This window comes from Saccharothrix coeruleofusca (genome assembly GCF_017876325.1).
In the GTDB taxonomy this organism is placed as follows: Bacteria; Actinomycetota; Actinomycetes; order Mycobacteriales; family Pseudonocardiaceae; genus Actinosynnema; species Actinosynnema coeruleofuscum.
Genome location: NZ_JAGINV010000001.1, coordinates 3,103,224 through 3,120,619, shown reverse-complemented (window position 1 = coordinate 3,120,619; position 17,396 = coordinate 3,103,224). Strand labels below are relative to the sequence as shown.

General features: G+C 73.2%; 18 protein-coding genes. 14 read left to right on the top strand and 4 right to left on the bottom strand.

Annotation, left to right across the window (positions count from 1 at the left end):
* Positions 1 to 104 precede the first annotated feature (104 nt).
* The 6 genes from JOF41_RS14190 to JOF41_RS14165 all read left to right on the top strand — a co-directional run bounded on the left by JOF41_RS14190 (position 105) and on the right by JOF41_RS14165 (position 4,590).
* Positions 105 to 1,076 (top strand): helix-turn-helix transcriptional regulator, encoded by a 972-nt coding sequence (locus JOF41_RS14190; protein ID WP_189226752.1) that lies wholly within the window; start codon positions 105 to 107, stop codon positions 1,074 to 1,076.
* 125 nt (positions 1,077 to 1,201) lie between these two features.
* Positions 1,202 to 1,465, top strand: a complete 264-nt coding sequence (locus tag JOF41_RS14185; RefSeq protein ID WP_189226753.1) for an acyl carrier protein — start codon at positions 1,202 to 1,204, stop codon at positions 1,463 to 1,465.
* Between the two features lie 8 nt (positions 1,466 to 1,473).
* Positions 1,474 to 2,847, top strand: coding sequence for an MFS transporter (locus JOF41_RS14180; RefSeq protein ID WP_209619417.1), 1,374 nt, complete (start codon positions 1,474 to 1,476; stop codon positions 2,845 to 2,847).
* Between the two features lie 93 nt (positions 2,848 to 2,940).
* A complete protein-coding gene (locus tag JOF41_RS37020; protein WP_244989592.1) occupies positions 2,941 to 3,423 on the top strand; it encodes a helix-turn-helix transcriptional regulator in 483 nt (160 codons plus the stop codon).
* Positions 3,411 to 4,349: a hypothetical protein gene (locus JOF41_RS14170; protein ID WP_189226756.1), complete on the top strand. Its 939-nt coding sequence runs from the start codon at positions 3,411 to 3,413 to the stop codon at positions 4,347 to 4,349. The genes JOF41_RS37020 and JOF41_RS14170 overlap by 13 nt, the downstream gene beginning before the upstream one ends.
* Positions 4,333 to 4,590 carry a hypothetical protein gene (locus tag JOF41_RS14165; RefSeq protein ID WP_209619414.1) on the top strand — a complete coding sequence of 86 codons (258 nt, stop codon included), beginning with the start codon at positions 4,333 to 4,335 and terminating at the stop codon, positions 4,588 to 4,590. The genes JOF41_RS14170 and JOF41_RS14165 overlap by 17 nt, the downstream gene beginning before the upstream one ends.
* Positions 4,591 to 4,650: 60 nt before the next feature.
* Here JOF41_RS14165 and JOF41_RS14160 read toward each other — a convergent pair whose 3' ends face one another.
* Positions 4,651 to 5,955, bottom strand: coding sequence for a condensation domain-containing protein (locus JOF41_RS14160; RefSeq protein ID WP_209619411.1), 1,305 nt, complete (start codon positions 5,953 to 5,955; stop codon positions 4,651 to 4,653).
* 157 nt (positions 5,956 to 6,112) lie between these two features.
* Here JOF41_RS14160 and JOF41_RS14155 point away from each other — a divergent pair, with 157 nt between their 5' ends.
* The 6 genes from JOF41_RS14155 to JOF41_RS14130 are packed head-to-tail and all read left to right on the top strand — an operon-like array spanning position 6,113 to position 12,666.
* Complete coding sequence (locus JOF41_RS14155) at positions 6,113 to 7,099, top strand: NAD-dependent epimerase/dehydratase family protein (RefSeq protein WP_209619408.1); 987 nt, start codon at positions 6,113 to 6,115, stop codon at positions 7,097 to 7,099.
* 11 nt (positions 7,100 to 7,110) lie between these two features.
* On the top strand, positions 7,111 to 8,229 hold the full coding sequence (locus JOF41_RS14150) for a DegT/DnrJ/EryC1/StrS family aminotransferase (RefSeq protein WP_189226760.1): 1,119 nt from the start codon (positions 7,111 to 7,113) through the stop codon (positions 8,227 to 8,229).
* Positions 8,226 to 8,744 carry an NUDIX hydrolase gene (locus JOF41_RS14145; RefSeq protein ID WP_189226761.1) on the top strand — a complete coding sequence of 173 codons (519 nt, stop codon included), beginning with the start codon at positions 8,226 to 8,228 and terminating at the stop codon, positions 8,742 to 8,744. The genes JOF41_RS14150 and JOF41_RS14145 overlap by 4 nt, the downstream gene beginning before the upstream one ends.
* Positions 8,693 to 9,502 (top strand): inositol monophosphatase family protein, encoded by an 810-nt coding sequence (locus tag JOF41_RS14140; protein WP_209619405.1) that lies wholly within the window; start codon positions 8,693 to 8,695, stop codon positions 9,500 to 9,502. The genes JOF41_RS14145 and JOF41_RS14140 overlap by 52 nt, the downstream gene beginning before the upstream one ends.
* A 9-nt stretch (positions 9,503 to 9,511) precedes the next feature.
* Positions 9,512 to 11,191: an FAD-dependent oxidoreductase gene (locus tag JOF41_RS14135; RefSeq protein ID WP_209619403.1), complete on the top strand. Its 1,680-nt coding sequence runs from the start codon at positions 9,512 to 9,514 to the stop codon at positions 11,189 to 11,191.
* Positions 11,191 to 12,666: an ATP-binding protein gene (locus tag JOF41_RS14130; protein WP_209619400.1), complete on the top strand. Its 1,476-nt coding sequence runs from the start codon at positions 11,191 to 11,193 to the stop codon at positions 12,664 to 12,666. Before JOF41_RS14135 ends, JOF41_RS14130 begins: the two co-directional genes overlap by 1 nt.
* Positions 12,667 to 12,975: 309 nt before the next feature.
* Here the strand turns inward: JOF41_RS14130 and JOF41_RS14125 are convergent, their stop codons facing one another.
* Entirely contained in the window at positions 12,976 to 13,689 is a 714-nt protein-coding gene (locus JOF41_RS14125; protein WP_209619395.1) for an HNH endonuclease family protein, read from the bottom strand.
* A 127-nt stretch (positions 13,690 to 13,816) separates the two neighbouring features.
* Between JOF41_RS14125 and JOF41_RS14120 the strand changes: the two genes are divergently transcribed.
* Positions 13,817 to 14,647, top strand: coding sequence for a hypothetical protein (locus tag JOF41_RS14120; RefSeq protein ID WP_189226766.1), 831 nt, complete (start codon positions 13,817 to 13,819; stop codon positions 14,645 to 14,647).
* Between the two features lie 12 nt (positions 14,648 to 14,659).
* Here the strand turns inward: JOF41_RS14120 and JOF41_RS37015 are convergent, their stop codons facing one another.
* A complete protein-coding gene (locus JOF41_RS37015) occupies positions 14,660 to 15,127 on the bottom strand; it encodes a MarR family winged helix-turn-helix transcriptional regulator (RefSeq protein ID WP_209619392.1) in 468 nt (155 codons plus the stop codon).
* A 51-nt stretch (positions 15,128 to 15,178) separates the two neighbouring features.
* Here JOF41_RS37015 and JOF41_RS14110 point away from each other — a divergent pair, with 51 nt between their 5' ends.
* Positions 15,179 to 16,258, top strand: a complete 1,080-nt coding sequence (locus tag JOF41_RS14110; RefSeq protein ID WP_209619389.1) for a serine hydrolase domain-containing protein — start codon at positions 15,179 to 15,181, stop codon at positions 16,256 to 16,258.
* Here the strand turns inward: JOF41_RS14110 and JOF41_RS14105 are convergent.
* A complete protein-coding gene (locus JOF41_RS14105; RefSeq protein ID WP_189226768.1) occupies positions 16,200 to 17,141 on the bottom strand; it encodes an NAD-dependent protein deacetylase in 942 nt (313 codons plus the stop codon). The two genes, JOF41_RS14110 and JOF41_RS14105, sit on opposite strands and share 59 nt — an antisense overlap.
* Between the last annotated feature and the right edge of the window lie 255 nt (positions 17,142 to 17,396).

Genomic DNA, 17,396 nt, shown 5'->3' with positions numbered 1-17,396 from the left:
GGCGCTGCCCCCGATCGGCTCAGCATGAGTTTTTCGGGCTTTTCCGCCGGGTAAACAGTACTTGATCTCACGTTTGGATAACTTTTCCACGTCTGGGGGAAACGATGTCGCTGGAAAGCGTCGGCCTGACCGAGCTGGACATGCGGGTGTACCGGTGCGTGTCCCACCACCCCGGCTGTTCGCTCGGCGGACTGGTGGTGTCCGCCGGTCTCCCCCGACCCGCCGTCGAGGCCAGCCGTGACCGGCTGGTCGAGATGGGTCTGCTGGTCACCGGCGAGCAGGAGGGCATGCAGGTCAACCCGGTCGGTCCGGAGCTGGTGGTGGAACGGCTGCGCGCCGACATCGACGTCGAGTACAACCAGCGCCGCAAGCAGGCCGCCGGGTTGCACGGCGAGCTGAGCCGGATCGTCGGTGAAGGGCTGTTGTCCGGTGTGGACGGCACGAGTTCCCCGGTGGAGGTGCTCACCAACTCGGGGGCCACCCACGTCCAGCTGCTCGCGCTCATCGGGCACACCCGGCACGAGCTGCTGAGGATGTGCGCGACGTCCGGCGACGCCGACGCGCTGCACTCCGCCGGACGCGAGCTCAAAGGGGTTCGCCCAGGCGTGGACGTCCGGCTGATCTGCCCCTCCTCGTCCCTGCTCACCAGCCAGGCCCGCTCGCTGGACGGCCTGGACAGCAATGCCATGCGCGTGGTGAGCAGCCCACCCGTTGGGTTGCACGTGTTCGACCGCCGCGTGGCGTTAGTGGAGGGCGACTCAGCCGACACGTGGTTCGTGGTGCACGGACACGCGCTGGTGCGAGTGTTCTACGCGCTGTTCGACACGTGGTGGAGCCTGGGCCGCGCGGCACCGGCCGGGAGCGAACCCGGCGGAGTGGACGGGGTGCGCCCCACGGGCGAGGACCTGGTGCTCCTGCAACACCTCAGCGATGGCGCCAAGGACGAGAACGTGGCCAGGCAGCTCGGCTTGTCGGTGCGCACGGTGCGGCGCAAGATCTCCCACCTGCTGGAGCGGCTGGACGCCACCAGCAGGTTCCAGGCCGGTGTGCTGGCCGCCCGGCGCGGCTGGATCTGAGCACCGGCAACGCGCGGCCCACTTCGTGCCGGCTGCCTGCCCTGACCACTACGTGCCGCCGCGTTGAGCGCGGCGCCGCGGTGGACTTGGCTGAGGGGAGCCGACACAGTGAAGGAGGCAGATCCGTGCCGACACCCGCGTTCGACTCGATCCTGTTGCGACACCTGAGGTTCGCCCCGGACGGCCAGCCGCTGGAACCGGACGCCTCGCTGCGCGAGCTGGGGCTGGACTCCATGCGGTCCGTGGAACTGCTGTTCGACCTGGAGGACCACTACCAGGTCACGCTCGACGAGGAAGCGCTCAACGCCGCGACGTTCGCCACGCCGCGCTCGCTGTACGACGCGGTGCTGCGCGCGGGCGGCTCCGAGTCCGGCGCGCTGGCCTCTTGAGCTGTCCGGTGGCCGTCCACGTGGGACGCGGTGGTGGTGGGCCGGTGCTGGCGGTGCTGTGCACGGCGCAGTTCCTGGTCGTCGCCAACATCACCCTGGTCACCATCCTGCTCCCCGCCCTCCAGCGGGACCTGGGTTTCGCGGGCGGCGGTGTGCAGTGGGTGGTCAGCACCTACACCCTGACCTTCGGCTGCAGCCTGGTGATCGCGGGCAGGCTGGCCGACCTGTTCGGTCACCGCCGCGTCCTGGGCGCGGGGCTGTGCTTGTTCGCGCTGGGCTCGCTGGGATGCGGGCTGGCGGGGCATCCCGCGGTGCTGCTGGTTTCGCGTGGTGCGCAGGGCTTGGGCGCCGCGGCGGTCGCCGCCGCCGCGCTGGCTCTGCTGATCCGCCAGTTCACCCGTGATCGCCCGCGAGCGCTGGCCTGGTGGTCGGCTTCCCAGGCGCTCGGCGGCGCCTCGGGCTGGTTGCTGGGTGGCGTGCTCAGCGAGGTCGTGGGGTGGCGGGGGGTGTTCCTGGGCAATGCCGCCCTCGCGCTGCTGTGCGCGGTGCTGAGCCCGCTGCTGATGCCTGTGGGCAGCAGGAGCGCGCGCCGGGTCGACGTGGCGGGCGGCGCGCTGATCACCCTGGCGATGTTCCTGCTGGTGCTGGGCCTGACCGAGGCGGCGGACCCGCGCACCGGTCCCGCGCTGCTGGCCGGGGGCGCGCTGGCACTGGTCGGGTTCGCGCTGGTGGAGCGGCGCGCCACCGACCCGGTGGTGCCGCTGGTCGCGCTGAGGTCCCGCTCGCTGGTGACCGGGACCGCGGTGATCGCGCTGATCAACGCCATCACCACGCCCGTGCTGACGTTGTGCGCGTTGCACTTGCAAGGCGCCAGGGGCGTCGGCGCGGCGTGGTCGGGTGCGCTGTTCGTGCCGTTCAACCTCGCGGTGATCGCCGGTTCGGTGCTGGCCGCCCGGCGCGTCGGCGGGCGGCGCGGCGTCCGCTTGGCGGTGATGGCCGCCGCGGTGGGAGCCATCGCGGCGGGTGCGGGCGTTCTGGTGCTGCTGCCCTCCACCGGAGCGTTCGTGGTGCCCGTCCTGGTCGGGTTCGCCCTGCTGGGCCTGGGTGGTGGGAGCGCGTCGGTGGCGGCCAACGCCGAGGGCACCGCGGGGATCGCACCGGGAACGGCCGACGAGCGCGGGGGAGTGGCAGGCGGATTGCTCAACACCGCGACCGAGTTGGGCGTGGCGTTGGGGATGGCGGTGTTCGTCACGGTCGGCACCGGCCAAGGCGGCTTGCGCGCCGCGCTGACCGCCGCCGCCGGGACGGGGCTGCTGATCGCGCTGGGGCTGCTGGCCCTGGCACGACGCCAGGTTCCCGCCGCGATGGCGGTTGACAGCTAGCGGCCGGGCGGCGGAGCACCCCCGGCCGGTGCGCTTGTGCCGGAGTACCACCCTCATACGGGCTTTGGAGGTTCGATGTGCACGGTCGGGTTGATGTGCGCCGACAGCCGGATGGCGTCGGCTCTCCGCTCCGCGCTGGAGGGGTTGCCGGGGACGCGGGTGCGTCTCCTGCCGCCGGAGCGGTCCGCTCCCCCACCGGAGCGGCTGGACGTGCTGCTCACCGATGACGTCACCGACGTGGCGCCACCCCCGGCCACGCTGGTGCTCGTGGTCTCGACCCGCGACGCGGGTCCGGTGTTCGCGGCGGACATGGTGCTGGCGGCGATCACCGCCATCGCACGGCTGCGCGGGCGTGAGCCGGGGACCTCGTTGTCCCAGCGGGAGCGGCAGGTGCTGCGGTTCATCGCGGACGGCCTGACCCAGGACCAGACCGCGCGCAAGCTGGGGATCAGCCCGCACACGGTGGACACCTACGTCAAGCGGGTGCGCGGCAAGCTGGGCCTGGGCAACAAAGCCGACCTGGTCCGCGCGGCGATGACGCTGCCAAGCGCACCGGAGACGCTGTGCGCCCGGTAGCCGTGCGGCCCGATGGAGCGCTGCTGTCCTGCTACACCGCGGCAGTGGCCGAAGCGCTGTGGCGGCGGGGCGGGGACTGGGCCGCCGCGATCGGGCTCGGATCGGTGCTGGCGATTCGGCCGGAGGGGGAGTTGTTCGCCTTCCGGCACCACAGCACGTCGTTGCGCCCGCTGCTCGCGCCCGACCTGCACCGCACCGGGGCGGACGACGCGAGCGGACTGCTGACCGGGTTGTCGCGCGCCTACGAGCGGCACGGGTGGGTCATCGCTATCGCCGATGTCCACAACCTCCCGTGGAGCACGGGCCGGGGCCGCCGCCACGCGCCGCACTGGTGCGTCGTGGACGGCCGCGACGAAGGCCGCTGGCACATCACCGACCGCTTCACCATGCGCGACGCGGGAGGCGAACAACCCCCCTGGGAGGGCTGGATCTCCGACGAGCACCTGCCCGCGGTGCTGGCGACCGCGCCCGGCAGCCCCGAACAGCGGTTGCGCGACCGCTTCCCCTTCGGGGACGAAGAGCCGGAACCGGTGCGCTCCCGATACCAGTGGTTCGCCACAGGTGGGCACGCGGACCTGCGGCCCCGTGGTGAGTGGCTGTGCGGCGCGGCCGCCCTGCGGCGCTTGGCCGGGCACTACGCCGAGCGCGGGGCCGACCCGGCGGCCTACCGGCAGACCGAGGACCTCTGGGTGACGGCGCGGCACCGGCGGCTGCGACAGGTGGTGCTGCAGCGCGACGGTTCCCCGGAAGCGGGCAAGGCGCGTGAGCTGGCCGACACGTGGGAGCGGGTGCCGATGATGCTGCACTACGCCGAGGAGTCGGCGCGGCGCGGCAGGCCGAAGCTCACCGCGCTGCGCACCGCGCTGGAAGCGGTGACGCGGGAGGAATCACGACTGGAGGGTGATCTCGGTGGACGTTCTGGATGACGCGGGTCGGGCCGTGGTGGCGGTGCTGGTCGCCGAGGCCGCTCACCCGGTGGAGGTGGCGGTCCGGGCGGGCACCCCGCTCGCGGGCGGTGGGCTGGAGCTGACCTCGCTGGAGCTGATGCGGGCGCTGTTCAAGCTGGAGGAGGCGCTCGACGTCGAGCTGGACGAGGCCATCTCGGACTCCGAGCTGCGCACCGTCGGCGACGTCGTGGAAGCCGTCCGGCGCAGCCAGGGCGGTTGAGCCGGAGCCCGGTCCGGTGCCCCTGGCACGCCACCTCCAGGGGCACCGGCAGCCGGACGCCTACCCGCGGTGGCCCGCGAGATCCCCGAGCGGGCGGTCCACGTGCTCCGCTGCTTCACCCAGCAACCACAGCACGTCATCGGTCAGCGCGACCGCCGCCGGGAACCCCGCACGAGGGCCGCCGAAGAACGTCCGCACCAGCGTCCGGTCGTCGCCGAAGTCGAACCGGACCGTGGTGCACGTCAGGTCGACGCCGGGACGGAACGTCCCCAGTTCGCGGGTCCGGTGGGTCACCTCGTCGCCCGCCGACCCCGCCACCGTGCCGGGCAACCGCCCGTCGCCCCTGGTCACGTGCAGTTGCAGGTAGTCCACCCGGTCCTGGCACAGCGAGTCACCGAACGCGGGCACGTCCCCGGCCAGTTCCGGCACGCCGAGGTGGGAGTGCCGGAAAGCCCGGACGCAGGACTGCCACACCTGCCTGCCGTAAGAGCGCAGCGTCCGGGCCGGGTCGACACGGCACACCAGGGGCCGCTCGTTGATCAGGTATCCCACGACGTCCTCGGCGCCCGCGTCGCGCCGGGTGGACACCGGTGTCTGGATGGCGAACCGCTCCTGCCCGGTGCGCCGCCAGACCGCCAAGGACACCAGCGCGGCCACGGCGCTGAACGCGGAGACGTTGAGCAGACCGGACAGCTCGCGCACCGCCGCGGCCAAGGCCGGACCGGGGTGGGTCGAATCCCGCTGCGCGCGGACCTGCTCCTCGCCGTCGCCGTGCGGCATCAAGCCCCGCAACGGAGGCACGTCGGCGAAAGCCCTGGCCCAGATCGACTTCTCGCGCTCCGCGCGGGCCTGCCCGTCACGGGCGCGTGACCGGCAGAACTCCGGATAGCCGACCACCTCCGGTGCGGGACGTCCGGACCAGGCGCCCGTCAGCTCGCGGGTGATGACGCCCATCGAGTGGTGGTCGGTCACCAGGTGGTCGGCCAGCACCAGCAGCGACTGCCCGCGGCCGTCGCGGAAGAGCTCGAAGCGGGCGCGCCGGGACTCGTGCGGGCCGGACAGCTCGGCGTGGTACAGCTCGGTGAGCCGCCGCTCCAGCGCTGGTGCGACTTCCGGCACGTCCGACACCACGAGCTCCTGCGCGGCGTCGCCCAGCCACTGCGCGCGCGGTGGACGGCCGACCAGGCCCGCGCGCAGCGCCGAACGCCGGGCCAGCAGGTCTTCCACGGTCGAGCGCACCCGGTCGGGACCCACCTGCGCGGGCACTTGCACATCGGTGGCCAGGTTGTGCGCCACACCGGGGCCGAGCAGGTGCTGGAAGAAGAACAAGCTGTGCTGCTCGGGGAGCAGGGGGAAGGGTTGCACCGCGAACCTCCTCGACGGGTGTCATCGGTTCCCCGGTGCGTACACCGCCGCGTTGTGGCGGAAACCCGTTGCGAGGTCCCGTGATTGCGCTACTGGCGCGCGGAGGTGGGAGGGGATCACGGTTGGTCCACACAACCCAACGCTGATCGGAGGGGCCGTGACGGCAGAGAGAGTGCTGGTCACCGGGGGGCGGGGTTACCTCGGCTCGGTGCTGACCCGTGAGCTGGTGCGGCGCGGCAGGCAGGTGGTCGTCCTGGACAACGGCGCCGTCGCCGGCCCGGCGTCCGAAGTGGACGGCGTGTCCCGCGTCGACGCCGACGTGCGGGTACCCGCCGACTGGGAGCACGTGCTGGCGGGAGTCGACGCGGTGGTGCACCTGGCCGCCATCGTCGGCGACCCCGCCTGCGGCGTGGATCCGGACGACGCGTGGGACGTCAACTACGTCGGCACCGTGCGCGTCGCCGAAGCCTGCCGTCGCAACGGGGTGCACCGCTTGGTGTTCGCCTCCACGTGCAGCAACTACGGGGCCTGCCGCGAGGAGGCCGACGTCTGGTCGCCGTTGAACCCGCAGTCGGTCTACGCGCGGTCGAAGATCCTGGCCGAGCACCACCTGCTGTCGGCCTGCTGCGATGGCTTCTCCCCGCAGGTGCTGCGCTTGGCCACGCTGCACGGGCTGTCCCCGCGCATGAGGTTCGACCTGGCGGTGAACGCGATGACGGCGGACGCGGTGGCCCTCGGCGAGGTCGTGGTGCACGGTGGTGATCAGTGGCGACCGTTCCTGCACGTGCGGGATGCGGCGCGGGTCGTGTTGCGGGCGCTGGATCGGCGGCCCGGACCGGGCGCGCACGTCTACAACTGCGGGTCCAACGACGAGAACTACCGGATGGACCAGGTGGGCGCGCTGATCGCCCGCGAGGTGCCCGGCGCGGCGCTGCGCGTCGAGCGGGACGTGGTGGACCCGCGCAACTACCGGGTCAACTTCGACCGCGCCCGGCGGGACCTGCGCTTCGACACGCGCAACCGGGTCGTGGACACGGTGCGCGAAGTGCGCGAGGCCATGGCGCACGGGCGGTTCCTGGACTTCACCTCACCCCGCTACAGCAACTACCTCACGGTGCGCGCCCAATCCGGCGTCGCAGCCTGAAGGAGCAGGCGATGACCCACTGCGAACCCGTCCCGATGGCTCGCCCGGTGTTCGAGGTCGACCAGGAAGTGCTGCGCGAACTCGGCGCGGTGCTGGAATCGGGCATGGTGACCAATGGCAGGCTGGTGCGCGCCTTCGAGCAGGAGGTGGCCGAGCACCTCGGCGTCGCGTGCGTCGTGGCGGTCAGCAGCTGCACCACCGGCCTGATGCTCGTGCTGCGCTGTCTGGGCCTGCGGGGCGACGTCGTCATCCCCAGCTTCACGTTCATGGCCACCGGTCACGCCGTGATCTGGAACGGGCTGACGCCCCGCTTCGCCGACGTCGATCCCGCGACGTGCACCCTCGACCCGGCTTCGGTGGACGCGGTGGTCGACGGCGCGTCGGCCGTGCTGGCCGTGCACACCTTCGGCGCGCCCTGCGACACCGTGGCGTTGCAGGAGGTCGCGGACCGGCGTGGTGTTCCCCTGGTGGTCGACGCCGCCCACGGCTTCGGCAGCCGCTACCCGGACGGCACAGCGGTGGGCACCAAGGGGGTGGCCGAGGTCTTCAGCCTCAGCCCCACCAAACCGCTGTCCACCGGCGAGGGCGGCTTGATCGCCACGACCGACGAGGACTTCGCCAGTGAGCTGCGCGTGGCCAGGGAGTACGGCAACCCCGGTGACTACGACAGCAGGATGCCCGGCCTCAGCGGCCGGATGACCGAGTTGGCCGCGGTGCTGGGGCGGGCCAACCTGCGCACGTTCCCGAGGTGGGCTCAGCGGCGGCGCGCCCTCGTCGACCGGTACCGGCGCGGCCTGGCGGAAGTGGTGGGCGTCGAGCCACAGCGGGTTCCGGCGGGCGCGCTCAGCTCCTACAAGGACTTCGTGGTCCGGGTCGACGCCGAGGCGTTCGGCGGCGACCGGGACGATCTCGCCGACCGCCTGCGCCGACAGGGGATCAGCACGCGGTCCTACTTCGACCCGCCGCTGCACCGCCAGTCCGCCTACCGCCACCTGACGCCGGGGACGCCGCTGCCGCACACCGAGGCGTTGTGCGCCGAGATGCTGACGCTGCCCCTGTACCCGAAGATGGAGGACCCGGTGGTCGACCGGATCTGCCGGGCGATCGGCGAGGGGGGAGCGAGCGCGTGAGGGACTACGTCGCCGAGTTGCGGGCACTGGTGGGCAGTCGGCCGCTGATCCTGCCCGGCACGTCGGTGGTGGCGGTCGACGAGCGGGATCGGCTGCTCCTGCTGCGTCGGCGCGACACCGGCGGTTGGGGCCTGCCCGGAGGGCTGATGGAGCCGGGGGAGTCGTTCGAGGACACCGGTCGCCGCGAGCTGTGGGAGGAGACCGGCCTGCGCGCGGGTGAACTGGTCCTGCTCGACGTGTTCGCGGGGCCCGAGTACTTCTACCGGTACCCCAACGGCGACCAGGTGCACAACGTCACCGCCGCCTACCTGGCGCGCGTCTCGGCGTCGGACCGACTGGTGCTGCAGGAGACCGAGGCTTGCGGCGCGGCGTTCTTCGCCGCGCGTGAGGTCCCCGCAGGCGTCATCGCCCCGGAGCGCCCCATCGTCGCGCGGTACCGGAGGATCGCGGAGGGGGAACGGCCATGGCCCACCTGGAGTTCATCGACGACTGCCTGCGCCGCGCGGCCGCGCTAGCGCGCCGCTCGGCGGACCGGTCCGCCGTCGCGGTCAAGCCGGACGACCCCAACCAGGTGGTCACCCCGGCGGATCTGGCGATCAGCGCCGAGCTGGTCGGCCGCATCACCGCGCGCTTCCCCGACGACTCGGTGCTGGACGAGGAGACCGGCCCGCGGCGCGGCCCCTCGGGCACCACGTGGGTGCTCGACCCGCTCGACGGGTCGAGCAACTACGCGGCGGGAACGGCGCTGTACGGCACCATGCTGGCCGTCGTGGAGCACGGTCGGGTGGTGGCCGCGGGCATCGCGCTGCCGGAGTTCGACGAGGTCCTGCTCGCCGAGCACGGTGGGGGAACCCACCTCAACGGAGTGCGGGTGCGCACGCCCGCGCGCACCGAGCTGGCCGACTGCCTGGTGGCCCACGGGCTGGACACCGGGCCGCCCGCCGAGCTGAGCGAGGACTTCCGACGGCTGTCCTGGCTGGCATCGCGCTGCTTGGGCATCCGGATGAGCAACAGCGTCTTCGACGCGGTGCAGGTCGTCAAGGGCGCGTACGGCGCCTTCCTCCACCGGCGCACCAGGATCTGGGACGTGGCGGCCATCGACTGCGTGGCGCGGGAGGCGGGAGGGTGCTGCACCGCTCCGGACGGCGAGCCGCTGGACTTCACCGACCCGATCGCCCGCGCCGCGGACTGGTACCCGGTGCGGGTGTGCGCCGACGGGCTGCAACCGGCGTTGACCGGGGACGGTGCCGCTGGGGCGGGTGTCGCTGATTGACTTGGCAGCATGACCACACCCGTCCCCGCACGGCCTTCCATCCTGACCGTGGACGACGACCCCGGCGTGTCCAGGGCCATCGCGCGTGATCTGCGCAGGCAGTACGGCGAGAGCTACCGGATCGTGAGGGCCGAGTCGGGCCCCCACGCGCTGGAGGCGCTGCGCGAGATCAAGATGCGCGGCGAGGAGGTGGCCGCGCTGCTGGCTGACCACCGGATGCCGCAGATGACCGGCGTCGAGTTCCTGGAAGCCGCCATGGACCTGTTCCCGGTGGCCCGGCGCGTGCTGCTGACCGCCTACGCGGACACCGACGCGGCGATCCGGGCGATCAACGTCGTCGACCTGGACCACTACCTGCTCAAGCCGTGGGACCCGCCGCAGGAGAAGCTCTACCCGGTGCTGGACCGGCTGCTGGCCGACTGGTGCGCGACCGACCGCAGACCGCCCCGGCAGGTCCGGGTGGTCGGCCACCGCTGGTCGCCGCGCTCCTACGAGGTGCGCGACTTCCTGGCCCGCAACTCGGTGCCGTTCCGCTGGCACGCCTTGGACGGCACCGATCCCGAGGCCGTCCGGCTGCTGACCGCCGCGGGCCAGGACGGCACCCGGCTGCCGGTGGTGGTGACCGCGGAGGGCGAGGCGCTGGTCGGGCCGTCGGACGCCGAGCTGGCCGCGAAGGTCGGCCTGAGCACGCGGCCCTCCACCGACTTCTACGACCTGATCGTGGTCGGCGGCGGCCCCGCCGGGTTGGGCGCGGCGGTCTACGGCGGCTCGGAGGGCCTGCGCACGGTGCTGGTCGAGCGCCGGGCCACCGGTGGTCAGGCGGGCACCAGCAGCCGCATCGAGAACTACCTGGGGTTCCCCGAGGGCGTCTCGGGCGAGCAGCTGACCGAGCGCGCCCGCAGGCAGGCGTTGAAGTTCGACGTCGAACTGCTGACCACCCGCGACGTGGTGGGGCTCGAGCCGCGCGGCGCGGCGCGCGTGGTGCGCTTCGACGACGGCACCGAGTTGGCCGCGCACACCGTCATCCTGGCCACCGGCGTGTCCTACCGGATGCTGGACGCGCCGGGGCTGGGCGGGCTGACCGGCCGAGGCGTGTACTACGGCGCGGCCACCACCGAGGGGCCCCACTGCGCGGGCCAGGACGTCTACCTGGTCGGCGGTGCCAACTCCGCGGGCCAGGCCGCCCTGTACTTCGCCGCCCACGCGCGCCGCGTGGTGCTGCTCGTGCGCGGCGACTCGCTGGAGCGGACCATGTCGCACTACCTGGTCCAACAGCTGGCCGACGTGCCCAACATCGAGGTGCTGACCTGCACCGAGGTCGTCGGCGGCAGCGGCGGCGACCACCTGGAGTCGCTGGTCCTGCGGGACAACCGGACCGGCGAGAAGACCTCGGTGCGCGCCTCGTGGTTGTTCGCCTTCATCGGCGCCGCGCCGCGCACCGACTGGCTGGAGGGCACGCTGGCGCGCGACGAGCGCGGGTTCGTGCTGGCCGGACCGGACCTGGTCGCCGACGGCCGCGCCCCGGCAGGGTGGGACCTGGACCGCCTGCCCTACCACCTGGAGACCAGCTTGCCCGGCGTGTTCGTCGCGGGCGACGTGCGCGCCGCCTCGGTCAAGCGGGTGGCCTCCGCGGTCGGCGAAGGCGCGATGGCGGTATCGCTGGTGCACCGCTACCTGGAGAGGTCCTGATGTCCCCCCGGAACGAGCCGCAGAACGAGCCGCTGAAGCTGACCGCCGACGACCTGCGCGGCCTGTTCCTGTTCCAGCACCTGGACGAGGACCAGCTGGCCTGGCTGGTCGAGCACGGACAGGTCGAGATCCGCGCCGCGGGCAGCGCCGTGCACACCGAGGGTGAACCCGCGACGTGCTTCTTCGTGCTGCTCGACGGCACGATCGCGCTCAGCCGCGACATCGGCGGCCAGCGCGTCGAGATCAACCGCACCGACCACCGCGGGGCCTACTTCGGCGCCACCCAGGCGTACCTGGAGACCGACGCGGCGTCCGGGACCGCCTACCAGATGACCGCCGAGGCGATCACCGACGTGCGCCTGTACCAGTTGCCCGCGCGGGACTTCGGGCCGATCGTGCGCGAGTGGTTCCCGATGGCCATGCACCTGCTGGAGGGGCTGCTCATCGGGATGCGGAACACCCAGCGCATCGTCGGCCAGCGCGAGCGGCTGCTGGCGCTGGGCTCGCTGTCGGCGGGCCTGACCCACGAGCTGAACAACCCGGCCGCCGCGGCGGTCCGCGCGACCGCCGCGCTGCGCGAGCGGGTCGCCGGGATGCGTCACAAGCTGGCCATGCTCGCGGGCGGCTCGATCGACCCGGCCACCCTGCCGGTGCTGGTGGAGTTGCAGGCGGAGGCCGTCGAGCGGGTCGCCAAGGCCCCCGAGCTGGGACCGATGGAGGCCGCCGACCGCGAGGACGAGGTCGGCGAGTGGCTGGCCGCGCACGGCGTCGAGGGCGGCTGGGAGCTCGCGCCGACCCTCGTGGCCGGTGGCCTGGACGTGGCGTGGCTGGAGCACGCGGTGAACCGCTGTCCCCAGACCGCCACCGAGGCGGCCGTGCGGTGGCTGGGCTACACGGTGGAGACCGAGACCCTGATGAACGAGATCGAGGACGCGACCACCAGGGTCTCCAGCCTGGTCGGCGCGGCCAAGCAGTACTCGCAGCTGGACCGGGCGCCCTTCCAGGTGGTCGACGTGCACGAGCTGCTCGACTCGACCCTGGTGATGATGGGGCGCAAGATCGGTGACCGGGTGCGGGTGGTCAAGGACTACGACCGGTCGCTGCCCGCGCTGCCCGCGTACGCGGCGGAGCTGAACCAGGTGTGGACCAACCTGGTGGACAACGCGCTGGCGGCGATGGGCGGCGAGGGGACGCTGACCGTGCGCACGTCCCGACGGGAGGACCGCGCGGTGGTGGAGATCGGGGACACCGGCGTGGGGATCGCGCCGGAGCTGCTGGGGCGGATCTTCGAGCCGTTCTTCACCACCAAGCCGGTGGGGGAGGGGACCGGGCTGGGGTTGGACATCTCGTGGCGGATCGTGGTCAACAAGCACCGCGGCGACATCCAGGTCGAGTCGGCGCCGGGCGACACCCGGTTCCGGGTCCTGCTGCCCCTGGTCGCGCCCCCACTCCCGGAAAGCACGACCACCGCCTGATCCCAGGCGCCTGCAAGTACCACCCGACCCCTCCACCGGGGCCGGTAACCGCTACCCGGCCCCGGTTGCCCCCGCGCTAGCGCGCCAGCCCGTCCAGCCGCACCTGGACGTCCTCAGCCTCGGCATCGCGGTCCTGCGACCGGTAGGCCGCCACCTCGCCCAGCAGGTCTGACCCGTCCACCGCCCGCTACCTCCCGGGACTGACCCGACCAGCGGATTCCAACGATCGGCAAGGGGGTTGCACGACCGGCCGGGCAGGGTGCGCCAGAAGGCGGCCCCGGGTGACCTGGGGGCCGGGGCCGCCCCACCTCACCCGCAAGTGGCCAGCGCCCGGTCCAGCGCCGAGCGCTCGGGGTCGGTGGTGGGCAGGTCGTAGATCGCCTTCACACCGACGTAGACGCGCGCGTAGGCGCAGGCGTAGGCGGGGTTGGGCGGCATCCACTCGTCCGGTGTCCGGTCGCCCTTGGCCTGGTTGACCTTCCCCTGCACGGCCACCAGGTTGCGCAGGTCGTTGGCGGCGGCGGTGCGCCGCTCCGCTGGCCAGGAGCCCGCGCCGCCGCGCCACATCTCGGCCAGCGGCACCACGTGGTCGATCTGGATCTTCGAGACGCCGGTGACCGTCTCCCCGGTGTAGGGGTCGAGCAAGGTGCCCGAGTTGACCGCGCACCGGCCCTCCTTGCGGGTGACCCCGGTCAGGTCGCGGGCCAGCACCTGGCTGCGCTGGTCGCACCCGTCGCCGTCCACGTCGACCCAGGGCCTGCCGAACACGCACGCCGCGCCGTCGTCGCAGTCGCGGACGTAGCCGTCGAGCCCGCCCGGCGCGGCCACCCGCAGCTGGGCCAGCCGGGTCCGCGCGGTCGCGGCGTCCGGTGTGCCGTCGGGGACGCGCTGGGCGGCTTGCGCCGCCGATGGGCCGGCACTGGTGGCGGGTGAACCGCCGGGCAGGGCGGCGCAGCCGGTCAGCAGGACGGTCAGCGCTGTGGTCAGCGCTGTGGTCAGCGCTGTGGTGGCACGCCGGGTCATCGGGCTCCTCCCAGGTCTTCCGCTGCCCCGGTGGTACCCGGCCAGGTGGCACTGCGTAACTCGATCGTGTTAAGCCGCCCGAGTGGTTGAGGTCTTCCTGATCACGTCGGGTGGTTAGCTTGATCCGGTGAAGCGCCTGGGGTGGCTCATCGTCGTCGCTCTTCTCGCGGGTCTGCCCGCGCCCGGCACGGCTTCGGCGGCTGCCCGGAGTCCCGCGGACTGCGCCGCGGCGCTCGACTGCACGGCGGCCGAGATCGACCGCATGGCCATGGACGAGCGGCTGGAACTGCTCCGCGCCCTGCAACGCGGTCCGGCGGCGGTGTTCGGCGCGACCGACCGGTGGCGCAACGTCGAAGGCGTCATCGCCTTCTTCCGCGATCGCGGGTTGGGCGCCCCCGGCACCTGGGTCTCGCACGTCGACGCGGGCATCCTGGAGGGGATCGAGCGCGGCGTCGCCATCGCGCTGGGCCGTTCGACCGACGGGTTCGGCAACCCCGGCTCGGCGGAGTGGGCGGACTACCTGATCGCTCTGCGGCGCGGCGAACTGGCCGAGCGCGCCGCGCACGACCGGGCGTGGAGCGAGGCCGAGCAGGCCGCCACTGATCACGGCGTGGTGCTCGCCGAGCGGGTGCGCGGACTGCGCCCCACCGCCGTGGAGCGCCGCTTCTTCCTGTTCTCCGAGTTCTACCGGTGGACCCTGCGCAACCGCCCGGCCGTGCTGGACCTGCTGCTGGTGCACGGGGTGCTGGTGCACCCCGTGCTGCCCCTGCGGCGGGTGCCGTTCGTGGACTGGTTCACCGACGTCGGCAATCCCGTGCCGTCCTACGAGGGCTGCCAGGTCGCTTACGCCCACGCCGAGCTCGACCCGGTCTCGGGCTCGTTCGGCACGCTGGAACTGCTGCTGGCCTACCTGCCCGAGCTGTTCGAGGAGTTCCGCGGCGACCGCGCGGGCGGGTGATCCGGCGGCCGGTCACCGGGGGCGCAGGCGGCGGGCCAGCAGCTCGCGCAGCGCCCCGGTCCGCTCGGCCAGCCCGCCCAGCGACGTCAGGAACTCACCGGCCGTCGGGCCGAGCGCGCCCAGCAGTTCGGCGGTGACCTCGGCGCGGGCGGCGCGGCCCGCCTCGACCGCAGCCAGCCCGCGCGGGGTCAGCTCGACCAAGCGGGCACGGCTGTCCCTCGGGTCGGGGCGGCGCGCGGCGTAGCCGACCCGCTCCATCTCGGCGACCACCTTCGACGCCCCCTGCGCGGTCATGCCCAGCCGCTCGGCCAGGTCGGTCACCCGCACCGGGCCGGTGAGCAGGTGCTGGAAGACGTAGCCGTGGACGGTGCGGGCCTCGCCGTGCCCGGCTTCGGCCATCCGGGCGCGCACGCGCGCGTCGCACTCCGCGGCCAGCGCGGTCAGCAGCAGGGGCAGGTCGCGGTCGGGGGTTGACGCCACGGCGGGAGGCTGACATGTTCAACCATGGTTGTGCAACCTAGGTTGAGCATTTTGTCCGAGGAGGTGGCGCGGATGCTGTGCGACCCGGCGTTCCGACCGGTGGTCGAGGCGTTCCGCGAAGGCATCGGTGCGGGCGGGGCGGCACTGGCGATCACCGCGGGCGGACGGATCGTGGTGGACGTGTGGCACGGCACCCGCGACGAAGCGGGCACCCTGCCGTGGGAACGCGACACCGTGGTCAACGTCTTCTCGGTGTCCAAGAGCTTGGTCACGACCCTCGCCCACGTGCTGGTGCGCCGCGGACTGCTGGATTTGGACGCGCCGGTGTCGGCCTACTGGCCCGCGTTCCGCACCCGCACCACGGTCGCCGACCTGCTGGCGCACCGGGCGGGGCTGCCCGCCCTGCGCGACCCGATGCCCGAGGGCAGCGCCTACGACTGGGACGCGATGACCGCCGCGCTGGCGGCCGAGCCGCCGTGGTGGGAGCCGGGCACCCGGCACGGCTACCACGCGGTGACCTTCGGCTGGCTGGTCGGCGAAGTGCTGCGACGGGCGACCGGCACCTCCGTGCGCGACCTGGTCACCGCCGAACTGGGCCCCGACCTGCACATCGGGCTGCCCGCGCACGCCGAGCGCCGCGCCGCGTCCGTGCTGCCGCCCGAGGGGAGCGCGGGCGTCGCACCGGCCCCCGGCCCGGTGGCGCTGCGCGCCTTCACCAACCCGGCGGACCTGCTCGTCCCCGGCGCCATCAACACGCCCGCCGCGCGGCGGGCGCAGATCCCGGCCGTCAACGGCCACGCCACCGCCCGCGCGCTGGCCGCGCTGCACGGCGGACTGGCGGACCTGCTCGGCTCCGACGTGCTGGCGCGGGCCACCGCCCCGCGCAGCGACGGCCCCGACGAGGTGCTGGGCGGGCGCACCCGGTTCGGGCTGGGCTACATGCTGCCCAACGAGGTCCGGCCGTTCGCGCCCAACCCGCGCGCCTTCGGCCACACCGGCGCGGGCGGCTCGCTCGCCTTCGCCGACCCGGACCTGGGCATCGGCCTGGGTTACGTGACCAACCGCGTGCTGATCAGCCCGGCGGGACCGGACCCGCGGTGGACGCCGCTCCTGGAAGCCCTGTACCGCTGAGCCCGCTCCCGGCCAGTTGCGCCACGAGGTCGGTCAGCGCCCGTCCCAGCGGCAGGTCCACGCGCACGGTCGCGCAGGCGTCGCCACGGGTCTGGCCGCGGTTGACGATCAGCACCGGCTTGCCCGCCTTGGCCGCGTGGCGGACGAACCGCAGCCCCGACATGACCGTCAGCGAGGAGCCGAGCACCAGCAGCGCCCGTGACTGGTCGACGAGCCGGTAGCACCGCCGCACCCGCTCCGGCGGCACGTTCTCGCCGAAGAACACGACGTCCGGCTTGAGCACGCCGGAGCCGCAGTCCGCGCACCCGACCACCCGGAAGCCGCGCACCTGCCCCTCGTCGAGGTCGACGTCGCCATCGGGGTTGATCCGGGTGGCCTCGCCCTCGAACGACGGGTTGGCCGCGCGCAGCCTGCGGTCCAGCTCCTCGCGCGGGCTGGTCCGCCCGCAGTCCAGGCAGACCACGCGGTCCAGGCTGCCGTGCAGCTCCACCGCGTCGGACGTGCCCGCGGCCTGGTGCAGGCCGTCCACGTTCTGCGTGATGACGCCGGAGAGGTGGCCCGCCGCGCGCAGCGCCGCCACCGCCCGGTGGCCGTCGTTGGGCCGGGCTCTGGCGATGGTCCGCCAGCCCAGGTGGCTGCGCGCCCAGTACCGGCGGCGGGCGTCCGGGCTGTCGACGAACTCCTGGTAGGTCATCGGGGTGTGCTTGCGCAGACTGCCCGCGGCGCCGCGGTAGTCGGGGATGCCGGACTCGGTGGACAGCCCCGCCCCGCTGAGCACCAGCACCCGTCCCCGCGCGACCACCGGGACGACCTCGTCCAGGCTGGTCGTCCGCGGCAGCGGCGCGCCCGTGGCCGTCCAGCTCAACGTGGGTCGTGTTCGCATGGTTCGAGACTACGTGCGGCCGCGGGTTCATCGGAGTGTCACCTGGTGGCGGAGGTCCCCGGCCGGGCGGTCCCCCGGCCGGGGACGGGGCCGCGCCGCAGGCGGCGAAACCTCCCGATCGAGGGGTTTTCCTTGTCGGTCAAGCATCTCACTCAATGGGGGCTTCCCCTCGCGCGGGCCTGTCGGACCTGGTTGCCCGCTGCCACGATGAGTTCCGGGTCCGACATCGTCCGCAGTGGAGGGAAGGGGAGTCGG